9 protein-coding genes are annotated in these 14,324 nt (G+C 45.4%); 1 reads left to right on the top strand and 8 read right to left on the bottom strand.

The genetic code is table 11. The features are described from left to right. Positions 1–37: 37 nt before the first annotated feature. The 5 genes from V144x_RS05470 to V144x_RS05450 form a co-directional block, all read right to left on the bottom strand. Positions 38–1,465 carry a DUF1501 domain-containing protein gene (locus tag V144x_RS05470; protein WP_144982536.1) on the bottom strand — a complete coding sequence of 476 codons (1,428 nt, stop codon included), beginning with the start codon at positions 1,463–1,465 and terminating at the stop codon, positions 38–40. Positions 1,466–1,524: 59 nt separating this feature from the next. Beyond that, positions 1,525–4,593: a PSD1 and planctomycete cytochrome C domain-containing protein gene (locus V144x_RS05465; RefSeq protein WP_197998772.1), complete on the bottom strand. Its 3,069-nt coding sequence runs from the start codon at positions 4,591–4,593 to the stop codon at positions 1,525–1,527. Between the two features lie 267 nt (positions 4,594–4,860). Further along, the gene (locus V144x_RS05460) at positions 4,861–5,724 is read right to left on the bottom strand and encodes a hypothetical protein (RefSeq protein ID WP_144982530.1); all 864 of its coding nucleotides are present in this window, start codon (positions 5,722–5,724) and stop codon (positions 4,861–4,863) included. Then, positions 5,725–6,969 (bottom strand): class I SAM-dependent methyltransferase, encoded by a 1,245-nt coding sequence (locus tag V144x_RS05455; protein ID WP_144982527.1) that lies wholly within the window; start codon positions 6,967–6,969, stop codon positions 5,725–5,727. Continuing rightward, complete coding sequence (locus tag V144x_RS05450; protein ID WP_197998771.1) at positions 6,944–8,206, bottom strand: prepilin peptidase; 1,263 nt, start codon at positions 8,204–8,206, stop codon at positions 6,944–6,946. The genes V144x_RS05455 and V144x_RS05450 overlap by 26 nt, the downstream gene beginning before the upstream one ends. A 557-nt stretch (positions 8,207–8,763) precedes the next feature. Here V144x_RS05450 and V144x_RS05445 point away from each other — a divergent pair. Beyond that, the gene (locus V144x_RS05445; RefSeq protein ID WP_144982524.1) at positions 8,764–10,293 is read left to right on the top strand and encodes a hypothetical protein; all 1,530 of its coding nucleotides are present in this window, start codon (positions 8,764–8,766) and stop codon (positions 10,291–10,293) included. A 15-nt stretch (positions 10,294–10,308) separates the two neighbouring features. Here the strand turns inward: V144x_RS05445 and V144x_RS05440 are convergent, their stop codons facing one another. From V144x_RS05440 to V144x_RS05430, 3 genes are all read right to left on the bottom strand, one after another. Continuing rightward, entirely contained in the window at positions 10,309–10,749 is a 441-nt protein-coding gene (locus V144x_RS05440) for a hypothetical protein (RefSeq protein WP_144982521.1), read from the bottom strand. Positions 10,750–10,926: 177 nt separating this feature from the next. Continuing rightward, positions 10,927–12,954, bottom strand: a complete 2,028-nt coding sequence (gene rseP / locus V144x_RS05435; protein WP_144982518.1) for an RIP metalloprotease RseP — start codon at positions 12,952–12,954, stop codon at positions 10,927–10,929. Beyond that, positions 12,945–14,090, bottom strand: coding sequence for a 1-deoxy-D-xylulose-5-phosphate reductoisomerase (locus V144x_RS05430; protein WP_232102722.1), 1,146 nt, complete (start codon positions 14,088–14,090; stop codon positions 12,945–12,947). The genes rseP and V144x_RS05430 overlap by 10 nt, the downstream gene beginning before the upstream one ends. Positions 14,091–14,324: the final 234 nt, after the last annotated feature.

Genomic DNA, 14,324 nt, shown 5'->3' with positions numbered 1-14,324 from the left:
GTTCAAGTTTTCTTCAGTAGCAGCCGAAACCTCCCGGTCATGCCAGCATTTTCGTCACAAGATGTGCTTCTTCGACGCCTGTTAAGCGGAAATCTAGCCCCTGGTAAAAATAGGAAAGCTCATGGTGATCGATGCCCAGCAGGTGTAATACGGTTGCGTGAAAGTCTCGGACATGAATCGTATCTTCGACCGAATAATATCCTAATTCATCAGTTTGACCTATTGTGACACCAGGCTTGGAACCACCGCCGGCAACCCACATTGAGAATGCATCGATGTGATGATCACGTCCAATCAGATCGCGGGGCTCACCTTGTGGTGTACGCCCAAATTCGCCTCCCCAGATGACCAGTGTATCTTCCAGGAGTCCACGCTGCTTCAGATCTTTCACGAGTGCGGCAGACGCCTGATCTGTTTCCAGACAACGTGCTCCCAGTGATTCTTCCAAATCAGTGCCCTTATTCCCATGATGATCCCAGTCCGTATGATAAAGTTGAACGAAACGAGAACCTTTTTCGATCAATCGTCGTGCCAGGAGGCAATTGCGGGCGAAAGAAGGCTTTGCAGGATCAACGCCATAGAGATCAAGGGTCTCTTTGGTCTCACCAGAAAGATCCATCAGTTCCGGTGCACTGGATTGCATCCGGTAGGCCATTTCATAGGCGGAAATCCGCGTTGATATTTCAGGGTCTCTCGTTTTCTGTAAACGCAGTTCATTAAGCTGGTTTACAGTGTTGATGAAGTCCGACTGACGTTCGGAATTAATGCCTTTGGGACTCGACAAGTTCAAAATGGGATCAGCACCGTTCAGGAAGGGAACTCCCTGGTACGTTGTTGGCAAAAAGCCACTTCCCCACAAAGGAGCTCCTCCACGGGGACCGCGCGGTCCTGACTGCAGCACCACGAAGCCGGGCAAGTTTTGCGATTCACTACCAATTCCATATGTGATCCAAGCCCCCATACTAGGTCGCCCAAACTGCTGAGTCCCCGTATTCATAAATAGTTTGGCCGGCCCGTGATTGAAAACATCAGTCTTCATACTCTTTAAGATCGTGATATCATCAACGACCGTAGCAAGATGAGGTAGAACATCTGAAAGCTGTGCGCCACATTCGCCATATTTTTTAAATTTACGACGGGTGCCTAACAGCTTGGCATCTTTTTTGAGAAACGCAAACTGCTTGCCTTCGACATAAGATTCCGGAATGACATTGCCTTCCAGCTCTTGCAGTTTTGGTTTAAAGTCGAACATCTCTAACTGGCTCGGTCCCCCCGCCATAAAGAGATAAATGACATTCTTGGCTTTGGCTGGGTGATGCGTTTTTTCCAGTGCGGGAGAGTTTGCCACTGCTCTTTGCTCAGACTGCATTAAAGTTGCCAACCCGATGGCACCAGCGCCGACAGCACAATTTTCAAAAAAGTGACGACGTGTCTGGTCGCGTAATGCCCAGTTATTAAAACTCATCCGATTCTCCTTGAATGCTGATCTCTGTTTTCTTAACCGCATTCACACTGAGGAATTAATTATTCTCGAGTGATAAACTCATCCAAATTCATTAAAACGCGTGCCACAGCCGTCCAACTCGCGAGTTCTGCGACAGTCACCTGTTCCGGTAACTTCTTTGCAGCAACCTCTGCGGCTTCCTGTTTTGATTTCTCAAAATACGTTCTCTGTTCTGAGAGATATCGTACCAGAACTTCCAGTTCATGATCTGTAGGCGTTCTCGATAAACAAATTTGGAACGCCTGACGAAGTCGGCCTTCATCATAACCAGGACCTTCCTGCAGTATGCGAACAGCGAATCCTTGAATCAGTTCAAACAGTGATTGATCATTGGCTAACGTGAGGGCCTGCAAAGGGGTATTTGAACGGACCCGACGTGTGCATGTCGTATTGCTGTTAGGTGCATCGAAAGTTGGCAACATGGGATAGGGACTTGATCGCCAAAAATAGGTATACATGCCACGACGATATCGATTCACACCTTTCTCCTCTGGCCAACTCTTTTTGTTCTGAGTTAAAACATAGATTCCCTCTGGTTGCGGTGGATAAACACTAGGACCTCCAATTTTCCTGGTTAATAAACCACTACTGGCCAGAAAAAGGTCTCGAATTGATTCTGCTTCCAGCCGAAATCGATTCTGTCTGGATAGTAAGAGATTACGAGGATCTCGTTCTTGATATTCTTGATTAAAGTCTGAGGTCTGACGATAGGCGGCTGACGTCACAATCAACCGATGTAAGCCTTTTACATTCCAATCGGCCCGCATAAATTCATGTGCCAACCAATCGAGAAGCTGTGGATGCGAAGGCATTGTACCTTGAGTTCCAAAATCATTTTCCGTTTCCACAAGTCCCTTACCAAAGAAACGTTGCCAATAACGATTCACAGTGACGCGGGCCGTGAGCGGTTGCTGCTTACTGGTGAGCCATTTGGCAAAGTCAAGGCGCGTTGGTGATTTTACAGCCGGAGGCATCGGCGGTAATACGGCAGGAACGCCAGGTGTCACTCGTGCTCCCGGCGACAGGAAATTTCCTCGCAAGAGAATAAACGTTTCGCGTGGTTTGGGTAACTCCTTCATCACCATCGTTGTCACGATACTCTTATTCAACTTCGTCTGTTCTGATTTTAGCTTTGTCAGTTGTTGATTCAGATCAGACCATTGGGCATCCGACTGATAAAATGCTTGTTCTAAAGTCGTCTTCTGTTTCGCATTCCATTTTTCTTCCGGCTGCTTCAAGATCGCAGCCACAGCAGTGTCAATATTCAAAACGCGCGGATGCACTGTCGTCGTTGCCAGACGAAAACGACCAACATTATATTTCGAATCACGGGTCTGTTTTAACATCACCCGTAGTCTCATAGGCCCTGAAGAAGTTAATGGCTCTTTCAATCTGATAATGGCATGACGATTCACATTCATATTGCCTTTTTTGACGTTAATGGCCCAGCCCGTTTTGAGATCGCCGTCAACCAGATAACTGGCAGGAAATTTCTCCTGAGAGTGATCCGCGGATGCGTGAGACAAACCAACGGATTCAAACTTTGACCAACCAGACTTTGTCTGGCGAGTGACATCGACTGTTACTTCATCTAATACAAAATTCCCATTTGCAGCCCAGCCAGGTCCCATTTTGGGAAGGCTATCATGTGTGAGGACTTCCAGTCTCAAGCCTGTGGTGCCGGACGGAATGGTAGTTGTTTCGATAACATAAGTATCATTATTAGGGATCTTTCCTCCCACCAATAGCGAACGATCTTTCAGAACGGTAATTGTTGCTCCGTTCTGCGATGTTGCAGTGAGTGTTTTGAGATTCGACCAATGTTGATTATTAGATTGCAAACTTTGCTGGATTTCCTGCTTCCATTGCTGGAACTCCAATTTCAATGATTTTTTACGCCCTGCCAACTGTTTCGTAAAATTAGCAACTTCTTTTTTAAGATCCTGCTGCTTCACTTTTTGTTTTGCTGTGGGCAGTGGCAACGTTGGTGAGGCACTGTTGATGTCTGCGGTACTGTTGAAGATCGCATAGAGTTGGTAGAAGTCTCGCTGTGTAATCGGATCATATTTATGTTTATGACATTGTGCGCACCCTACCGTTAAACCGAGGAATGCCGCTCCCGTCGTATTCACACGATCCACGACCGCTTCCACACGAAACTGTTCGGGATTGGTCCCCCCTTCCTGATTAATCAATGTATTTCGGTGAAAACCAGTGGCGATTAACTGATCGGTAGTGGGGTTTGGTAATAAATCGCCGGCTAGTTGCTCCGTTACGAATTGATCGAAGGGCATATTCTCATTGACGGCCTTGATGACCCAATCGCGGTACTTCCAAATGGAACGCGGACCATCGATCGTAAAACCGTTCGAATCGGCGTATCGCGCAACATCCAACCAATGCCGAGCCCAACGTTCCCCATAATGAGGAGAAGCCAGAAGCCGATCCACGAGTCGCTCGTAAGCATCTGGCCGTTTATCAGCCAGGAATGTTTGCACTTCTTTAAGAGAGGGAGGCAGACCTGTCAGGTCCAGACTCAAACGACGAATTAACGTGCTGCGTTCCGCTTCTTGAGAAGGTTTTAATTGTTTCTGTTCAAGGTGGCTTAGAATAAATCGATCAATCGGGTTTCTGACCCACTTTTGTTGCTTGACGACTGGCATCTTCGGTTGCTTGATTGGATGAAATGCCCAATGATCTGAAGTTTTCTGAGTGACTTTTAAAGTCTGCTCTGCTTCTGGAATTTTCGCTCCCTGATCGATCCATTTTTGAATCAGCGCTATTTCCGCTTGCTTCAAGGCTGGCAAGTCATGCGGCATTTGCGGAATGTTTCCCTGACCCGAAAGGCTCAAAAAGAGAGGGCTTTCTATACTCTTTCCGGGAATCACCGCTGGTCCACGATCTCCTCCCTTGAGAATATTGGCCCCATAGTCCAGGCGCAGGCCGGATTCTTCGCCCCCCTGTGAATGACAATCGTAACAATGCTGTTTCAGCAAAGGACGAATCTGTTTTTCAAAATTGATGTCCTTCTCTTTTTCAGCGGCGATACCAGTCTGCACAATCGCCAGCATGGCAAATACAACGGTCATGAGGTGTCTTAAACTATTCCGCATTGGTAAACCTGAATCAAAAGTCAGCCGAGTTGGTGCGATCATCAATCTATAGCGTTTTACCTATCGATCACGATACTGGAAAGCAGGTATGCTGAAGAAGCTCGGAAGGTCCTGATTTTTAAAAGTATCTTAATTATTAAGTTACCAACAGGTGGGTCAGTTTGCAAGTTTTTGTTGAAAACGCAGCAGAAAACAGACCAATTACACCAGAAATGCGAACCGCTCTTTTTTGTGAGCTTCGCGTTATTCGCCTTCAATGCGTAAGGCGGAAATCTGGACCTGATCAGAGTTAGCAAGAAAACTCAAAAAGCATTCTTTTCCGGACTGTTGGGCTGGTTGCGCGCAGGTTAAGACGCGCTGCTTCCCGACACTCACCACGAATCGATTGCCGGTGCCAACAAGTCGGATATCCACTGATTCTGGCTTTGACTTGTCCAAAATCAACTTTGCGGATTTGAGTTTTTGAAATGCATCTTTTACGACCGCAGAAGCTTCCACAGCATCAGCCTGAAAATGAATCGCGCTGGTTACGAGAACTTTGTCGGGATCTGTCGGATCTCTCGTCAGCAGCTGTAAAGTGAAAGCGGGGAATTTGTTTTCTACTTCCACGCGAAAACTGACACTAATTCTTTTATACGGACGCAAAAACGTTGCAGCAGAAAATTGATTGGCAGTGGAACGCATTCCGTCTTCATTGAACTGCCAACCCTTATTTTTCCAGAACAGATTATAAAACGGATTTTGCCAACTCGTGGATTTGAGCTCGCCTTCTTCGACGGTTTTTACATCAGGCAAAAGTGGCCGTCGATTCACTGTTTGTGTGAGTACGAGTTCCGCATCAGGTTGAGGCGATACTGGATCCAATATAGTAGTCGGAATCTCTTTAGCCCATTCCACATTATGAACTTGAGCCGATGGTCGATACGACTGTCGCAACTCATCCAATTGTTCACGCCTGAATTGTGCGGTCTGCGAGGTGCGTTGTGAACGATTTTGAATCTTATAAATGAAGAATGCTGAAACTGTTATTATAAAAGCAACCAGTAAGACTCCCGGTTTGATTCGTCCCGCTCTTCGGGTATGGTTTTCAGATTCCTCTGAGATCATTCAATCGGTCCCGTCTTTCCTTGACATTGTACACAATTCCTGAAACGGCTTTCCCAAAGTTTGTTCGAGACAAAATGATTGAATGCCAAATTGACTCTTTAATGCCTGATACTGCTCCACGGCTTTCAATAAATCATCCTGACTCAATACCGCATGTCGTTTGACTGCTTTGATCAGAATATTTTTAGGTGTATGTTCGGTATCGATGAATTCTATCACCTGAGTTCGATATCCGCAAATTTCTAACACCTGTGCCCGTAAAGCATCTGTCACAAGTGCGGCTGTTTTTTCCTTCAGAATTCCATGTTGCAGTAATGAATCGATTTGTGTGTTGGCTATTTGTTGGAAGATTTCATGCTGGCAACAGGGAACCGCTAAAATCACCGATGCCTCTGCCTTAATCGCATTCGCAAGAGCGGCATCGGTGGCTGTGTCACATGCATGAAGCGAAATGGAAAGGTCGCATTTGCTGGCACCAGCGTCAAACTGGGAAATATCACCCGTTTGGAACGAAAGTCCCTGGCAGTGCAGTTGATCGGCGATATTCTGACAATCTTCAACAACAGATTGCTTCAGGTCCAAGCCGAGAATGTTGACTTCACGTTGCAAGACTTCCCTCAATAGATAGTGAGTTGCAAATGTGAGATAACTTTTACCACAACCAAAATCCAGAACATTCAATTTACCTCTTGTCGGAAGAGCTGGAACAATATCATTAATGAATTCGAGATAGCGGTTGATTTGTCGAAACTTACGGTATTGAGCAGATTTCACTTTTCCTGCGGGTGTCATCACACCAATCGCTTCCAGAAAACCACAGGGAGTTCCCTCGGGAATCAAATAATGCTTGGTCCGATCATGGGACGCAACTTGTATGCGGTCGGCTTTCGTGGGCGCCTGCTTTTTCAGACGGACTGTTCCCTTGGTAGATTTTTGAAAATGATAGTCAGCTGCTTGCGTATAGAGATAACCTTCCCGAAACTGATTTGACCACAGTTCTTTTACTCGCTGGATCATCTCAGCGAGAAGCAGATTCTCGTGTACTTCCTGCTGCCCTCTGGAAAGAGCGACTTGAAAATGAGGCTTCTCTTTAACGGTGACAGGACGAACTGATACCTTTTTCCAGGCAGACGAATTCTTGTCGACTGGTTTACTCAAAATCAACTGAATGCAGGCACCGTCTTTAAGTGCTTGAATCACCTCAGTCGGTAATGTTGACTCAAGATGTGATGGTCGAAGTTTCATCGATTGGAATTAATTCCTGTGAAGTCTCTTGGAATTCTCGGTTGTGATAAATGTGTTGCGCAAAACCAGCGAAAATTGGAATCGCAGTAATCTGTGCTCCCATAAAAATGAGGTAAGTTAAATATTCCATGTCATGAGAAAGAGTCGTGAGATATTTCCCCAATAACATTTGCAATGCTAATGCAACCGCAAGAAAAGTGGAGGCAGGCAACCTGTAGTATTCCGAACTCTGTTTCCTGCTGAATAACTCAGAACAGGCTAAACAGAAAGCTGCCAGAAAGCCAACCGTTATCACCTGCTGCCAACCCAGGTAGAGCCCGATCAAGATTAATAGAAAAAACGTCTTCGGTTGAAAAACGCGCTTTGATTTCTCTCTTTGCAACAAAAAAGGCCAAGTAAACAAAAAGCCGACAATCATCCCATATACAAGCCCACATCCTAGAGTGATGAGCGTCTGCTTTTCAACGCCCCAGTGCAAAGAACCGTGATATGTTGTCTTTGTGAGAACTGCCTCATTAAGAACTACAGAAACGGAATCAGGTTGCACTGAGATCACAGCAGGAACCGGATGCAGCTCTGGAATGAACGCGCCAATCAATATGCCAAATAAGAAACACCACAGCAACATTCGACGCGGAATGGTCTGGCGATCAAACTGAATATAAGCAGAAGCGAGTACAACGATAAACAAATAACTGTAGTAAACATAAAGAGCGATCAGATCCCAGGTCCGTCCCATGATGATTTGATATGCGCCCCACTCACGGTTGGGAAATCGATAAGGCAAAAAGCGACCTCCCGAATGTACTAACGACCAATAAAGTAGCAGAAAAAAAACGCCAACCAGGACTTCCACAATCGGATAGCGAATCGAAATTGATGCCTGACAATTTCGGCACCTTCCCTTGAGTAACAGCCAGCCCAGAATAGGAAGATTATCTCGAGTAGAAATCGGTGTTTCACATATCGGACAACGAGACTTTGGTTTGGAAATACTCAGCCCCAACGGCATCCGATAAATCACAACGTTTAAAAAACTTCCAATGACCGATCCCATTACGAAGCACCAGACCGCAGTAAAAACCTCCAAAACCCACCAGTTGATATTTGCGGAATATTCTAACATCAAGTGCATTGTAAAAGGTCGATCTATCGTACTACTTGTTTTACGATACTGTTTTTTGTGAGCTGTACTGTTCGGAATGTCCCATCGACACTGAGGAGGCTTTTCCAGCATCAAATGTTTTCAATTTTAATTTACTCTATCAACTTTATTCAAAGAGTACAGATCTGATCATTTTGCACAATTCCCTTAGTACAATAAATCCGAAAAAGCGGGCGCAAAATAATAATCATATCAATTCACAGCATCATAATTATATTCGAATCAAAAATACATGCACCATTTTACGTAATTAGTATCTGTGAATTCCAAAAATTCGTCGAGATCCTGCTTTCTCAAAAACCCCGGTTAACTGATCTAATTACATCTACCGATAATCTATATATCTCAAATATGAGAATCCCTCAAACTTCTTCGGATACGAATCAATTCTCTCAAAACTCCATCTCCTCGTATTCGAAAGAGTCTAAAAAGAAGTGATTATTGAGACTATCTATACGGTCCCAATATCAAAGCGATGCAGATGGAGATTATGCCCTCGTTTCGCGTTTGGAAGCTTCTTTCTCCCTACGGACAGATAGAAATTTCGATCGTTATACAAGGAAACACTAAGCCTCAAAATCGTTTCCTGAACTAATCAGCATACATCTTGATTTGGAAAGAATACTGGAATGAATTCAAGGCTGACCCACCATCTTTGGATTAGATGTTCAACACTCATTGTATTCACAACCGCTATCCAAGCTGCTTGTGAGGTTCATGCAGACCCGGGACCGAAATTACTTCAACCAAACTTAAGTAGTCAACCTGTTCGTATTCTTCAAAAGAAAAAAACACAACTGCAAGCGGAAGCGCCACTGGTCGCTCGCAAACCAAATCTGGGCATAGAGGCCCGTAAACCAAATTTGATTGCCGAAGATTCAAAAAACATCACACCCGATCAAAAAACAAAAATGAAGGGAGCACCGGAACCAAAACCATTTCCGGGAATCACCAAAAATCCAACGACTCCCATGAAAAAACCCCAGGCACCAAAAGTACCTGAAATTCTCGATCCGCTTGATCGACTCGTTGATGAGGCAATTGAAGTTTCTCATCGCCGCATGCTTTCAACCAATGTACATACTCCGTGGCAAATCGCACATGGAATTCTAGCACTTCGCTGGGAATACACGCTCTATCAAAACAAGAAACAAGTCAGAGCAATTGACTGGATTTCCACCGGACCCAATTTTCGTGGTCGTCCCTGGTTTATTACCACTCCCAAAGGTGGCAAAGGTCACCCTTTCACTGAACCTTATGCATTTGAAGGACACCCGAATCAGTTCCTCGCCTTCTACGGAATGGCGGGTATTCCTATGGATCACAAATTTAAAGCTGGTGAAAAAACCATTACGATTGCAGACATGATTCGCAACGCCAAAGCAGAAGTCAATACAGACGAAGAAATTACCTGGACTCTGTGGGCCTTTTCTCGCTATCTGCCTTGGGATACCGAGTGGGTCAGCGACAGAGGCGAACAATGGAGTATGGAAACTCTCGTTCGTGTGCAAATGCAATCAGAGCCTACCAAGTCTGCTTGCGGAGGCACACATGGTTTATTTGCATTAGCCAGTGCAGTGAATAATTATGTGAAGGATCAAAAACATTTGAGAGGTACCTGGCTCGAAGCAAATATGCGAGTTCGTCAATACATTGAATACGCCCGATCAATGCAAAACCGGGATGGATCCTTCTCTGCGAATTACTTTGCCGGACCTGAATACTCAAACGATGTCAATAAGAGAGTCTCAACAACAGGTCATACTCTGGAATTCATTATGGAAGGGTTACCAAAAAGCAGATTGAATGAACAATGGGTCAGAAATGCTGTAACCCGCATAGCCAGAGATCTGATCGATCACAAGAAGCAGCCACTGGAACCGGGTGGAATGTATCACGCGATTGACTCACTCGTCATTTATCGTGAACGTAGCCGGCCTCAATACGCCCAAGAACTTGACCTGTTAGCCAAACAAAGAAACTTTGAAAAGCCGGAACCTTCGACTCCGATTCCTGGTTACTCACAACAGTTTTTGAATCAGCAACAACAGAAAGCGGCTCAATATAATAATCAGTCACGATACCAGCAGTACCAGAACAACTCAAATCAATATCGGTCCCGACAAGCACGTCGTCGTTCGTTCTCTCGATTTCGATAACAGACTGATGATAGGTTATTCTGAGGAGTCTTTTTTGTTAGACTCTTCGGATGTCTGTTTAAGATTCCTGACCGAAGGAACCCAGGTTCGTTGTTCATCGATTGTCTCGCGAATCGAATCCAGAGTGGGTGGTTTTTGCTTCCCATAATCAACGAAGCTGGAACGTTTTCTTGGTCGGGGTTGATACTCAACCTGGTCTGAGTCTTGTTTTTTCCACCAGTACCATAATCGAAGCGATTGCTGCTGAGTCTCAGGTGGTTTCTCACGAAGCAGCCATAGCGTTAGTAAGAGCACAGTGATCACACCTAAGGCGATCATCATTGGTTTTCCAGGTGGCTCACCACTGGTAACAACCACAAAAGCGCACGCTAACAATCCCCCGACGAGTGTAAACACCGTCGCTAACCAGGCTGAAGCCTGATCTCCCGAATCATGAGGGGATCGTCCTGCTGCCATGAATGAGTTCTCCGCTGTACTACCCTGTTACAGTCTAAATGGAAAAAACGATTTCCAAAATGTTGTGTTGCACCAAACAAACTTGAATGCAAGCACATCATCCAACAGGTAAAATCATAATACTAGAATAACAAAATCATCGGCGAGGGCAAAACGAAATCTGCGAGATGGAAAAAATCAAGATAAAGCTCGCAGGAAAATGTCTAGATAAAGTACAAACAGCATCAGACCTAACACAAAAATCATTCCGACATAAGTGGCTGCGGCCAGTACTTTTTCATTGGGACGCTTGCGAGTAATCCCTTCCCAGCACAGGAACACCATGTGTCCGCCATCCAGGACAGGAATCGGCAAAAAGTTCAAAACCGCAAGATTGACACTCAGAAAACCGAGGAATAATAGCAATTCAGAGTACCCCTGATGGGCAACTTCATAGGCAACAGTCGCAATCGTGACAGGCCCACTCAATTCCAGAGGTGAAACGCGCCCGGTAAACAAACTTTTTAAGGTCAGATAAATATCTTTGGCTGAATTCGAAGTGTATCTGACTCCCATTCCCAGCGCCTGTCCCATGCTGTCGGCCTTTTGTGTTTCCCGCAATAACTCTAACCTGATTCCTCGAACAGGCAATGACCATTGTTCTCCCTTTTCTTGATTGGGATTGACCCAGGGCGTCATTTTGACTTCACGTAGTTGACGTTTATTACTGACAGTCAATTCCACAGGCCAGCCCGGACGCACCTGCATCTCCCAGAACGCACTGGCCCAGTTCATTTTTTTGTCTTTATCATCGAATTCATAAGTCACTTCCGGAATATTATTCCAATCAGCGGCTGTGTCTTTGCCAGGTAGCATGATTTTGATCTTTTTGATCCGCTCATTCACCTTGATTCCTGCTTTAGCAGCGGGGCTACCTTCTTCTACTTTCAAAACCGTTGGAATCACATGAAATGCAATTCCAATCGATCCAACGGCTAATGGTGTATCCGTTTTATAAGGATGTTCGAGCCAGGCAGGATTATCGATGGGAACAACATTCAAGTTCACTTCGGTAGGATCACTCCCGGCTTCTTGCCGCTTCACAACGATCGGAATGGTTTCACCTACTTTGCCTGAAAAATAATTGGGCAACTTCAATGGGTTCAAAGCTTGTCCGACATCTTGATTATCAATGTGTGTGATCTTGTCCCCCACTTTCAAGCCAGCCCGTTCCGCAGGTGACCCCTGTTGGATCGATTCAATCGGTCCAATATCCATCTGGAGTCCTAATGTACGAAAAGGATTATTTCCAACCGAAATTTCAACAATCTCTGTGGGCGGCGTTCCTTTCCGATTGACACCAATTTTTAATGTCTGATTGCTCTTTGCTGCAAAAGTCCTTTGAATTTCGGCATAGTTTTTAATCGCTTTGCCATCAATGGTTTTGAAGGTATCACCTCCTAAGAAACCCGGTTCTGCTTTCGCAGCTGCGGTCCCTTTACTGGCCACATTTTGTGCCGGGTCCTGAAAGACAGGAATACGCAGACTATTAGAAGGAATCGTACCAATTTGTGGCCGTGTTCCCGTTTGATCCGGAGTAATTTTGATATCAAACTTTTGACCATCCAGGTGCGTGCCCGCCATTGTGATATCTCCATCGCTAAACGCACTACTACGGATGATATCCATGTAAGAACTCGTTTTTTTACCATCAATTTCTTCGATGACATCTCCTGGCTGAATCCCCGATTCCCAGGCAGGCATTCCAGGAATGGCAGCGCCGATAACGCTTGGCATTGATTCCACCCCCATCCTAAAGGCGAATGCAAAGAACAACATCCCAGTTACAATATTCATGATGACACCCGCCGAAATGATCCCCATCCTTTGATAAACAGGCTTGGCGGAATACGAACGAGGATCGAGGGCAATTTCTTCACTTGTTAACTGGCTCGGATCAACATCGTCCTGACCCAGCATTTTGACATACCCACCAAAAGGAATAATGGACAGCGCATACTCGGTCTCGCCATATTTGAAGCTGTAAATAATCGGTCCAAAGCCAATACTGAACCGCTCGACTTTTACATTGCACCACTTGGCAACGGCGAAGTGCCCTAACTCGTGAAAGAAAATCACCAGACCCAGCCCCAAAGCAACCATGGCGATGTTGATAATTTTGCTTGTAAATGTTCCTAACAACAGGCTGCTTAGCTCTACTTCCACTTTTTTATCTCCTTGCGAGCCCACTCATCCAGCAGAAACAGTTCTTCCAGAGTTGGATTGGGATCGAATTGATGGGACTCTAAAACTTTTTGGCAAGAGATCGCAATGTTGCAAAAACGCAACTCACCCGCCAAAAAACGTTCAACCGCCGCTTCATTAGCCGCATTTAATACCGCACCACAGGTTCCCCCCTTTTCAGCAACTTCGTATCCGAGTTGCAATGCAGGAAACGCTTCCATGTCGGGTGGTTCAAAGGTTAGTTCAAAAGACTGACTCCAGTCCATCGGAATATTTAAGCCTTCTCTCCTATCAGGATACGTAAGTGCGTACTGAATGGGAAGCCTCATATCAGGTGGCGAGAGCTGAGCGATCACCGAACCATCCACAAATTCCACCATCGAATGCACAACCGATTGAGGGTGAACAACAACTGAAATCTGGTCTGCTGACAGATTAAATAGCCATTTTGCCTCAATAATCTCCAAAGCTTTGTTCATCATAGTCGCAGAATCGACACTGATTTTCGGCCCCATATTCCAGGTAGGATGCGCGAGCGCTTTTTCAGGCGTGACTTCTTTTAGCTCCGCTGGAGTCGCCCCTCGAAAAGGGCCCCCACTGGCTGTCAAAACCACTCGTTTCACATCTTTAGGATTTCCTGCCTGCAACGCCTGGAAAATTGCATTATGTTCACTATCTACTGGTATTAACGTCGCCTGATTTTGTCTCGCAAGCTCCATAATCAATGGTCCTGCAACCACTAATGTCTCTTTATTCGCAATACCTACGGTTTTACCCGCCTCGACTGCTGCCCAGGCTCCTCTTAAACCAGCCGCTCCCACAATTCCACAGATCACAATATCCACGTCATCTGAAGATGAGACTCGTTCGATCTCATCAGCACCGAATAGAACTTCGGTTGCATTAGAAAAAGAATCTCGCGTCACAACCGAACTCAACTCGGAATCGCTGATTACAGTCCACCGTGGGTGAAATTGTTGGGACTGCTTAGCTAACTGCTCCCAACTGCTATGGGCAGTAATCGCCGTCAATTGCATTTCCTGTGTATGGGAGGCAATGACATCGAGAGTATTCGTACCAATCGAACCGGTAGACCCAAGAACGGCTATTCGCTTCATTCGACCCTGTTTTCTCATCTTCAGTCGGTTAAATTGACTGTTTCATCGATTTTATTAGAGAGCGGAAAAAAGACATTCTTCGGTTCGATATTTTGCCTAACCACCAACGAATCCGCATTTTAGGCGTAATAATTAAACATGACAAGGGGCATTCCTCACTCAAGAGGCCCTTTTCAGATAGTGATTTGAGCTGAACCTGGATTTCTCGTAAAAACGTGTGATTGACCCCTCTGG

This window comes from Gimesia aquarii (assembly GCF_007748195.1).
GTDB classification, from domain to species: Bacteria; Planctomycetota; Planctomycetia; order Planctomycetales; family Planctomycetaceae; genus Gimesia; species Gimesia aquarii.
This window is presented reverse-complemented; position numbering and strand designations above follow the sequence as displayed.

What these genes read in the sequence shown, in the direction of transcription:
- V144x_RS05470 (WP_144982536.1), bottom strand. Translation starts at nt 1,465, where the DNA reads ATGAGTTTTAATAACTGGGCATTACGCGACCAGACACGTCGTCACTTT.
- V144x_RS05465 (WP_197998772.1), bottom strand. Translation starts at nt 4,593, where the DNA reads ATGACCGTTGTATTTGCCATGCTGGCGATTGTGCAGACTGGTATCGCC.
- V144x_RS05460 (WP_144982530.1), bottom strand. Translation starts at nt 5,724, where the DNA reads ATGATCTCAGAGGAATCTGAAAACCATACCCGAAGAGCGGGACGAATC.
- V144x_RS05455 (WP_144982527.1), bottom strand. Translation starts at nt 6,969, where the DNA reads ATGAAACTTCGACCATCACATCTTGAGTCAACATTACCGACTGAGGTG.
- V144x_RS05450 (WP_197998771.1), bottom strand. Translation starts at nt 8,206, where the DNA reads ATGCTGGAAAAGCCTCCTCAGTGTCGATGGGACATTCCGAACAGTACA.
- V144x_RS05445 (WP_144982524.1), top strand. Translation starts at nt 8,764, where the DNA reads ATGAATTCAAGGCTGACCCACCATCTTTGGATTAGATGTTCAACACTC.
- V144x_RS05440 (WP_144982521.1), bottom strand. Translation starts at nt 10,749, where the DNA reads ATGGCAGCAGGACGATCCCCTCATGATTCGGGAGATCAGGCTTCAGCC.
- V144x_RS05430 (WP_232102722.1), bottom strand. Translation starts at nt 14,090, where the DNA reads ATGAAGCGAATAGCCGTTCTTGGGTCTACCGGTTCGATTGGTACGAAT.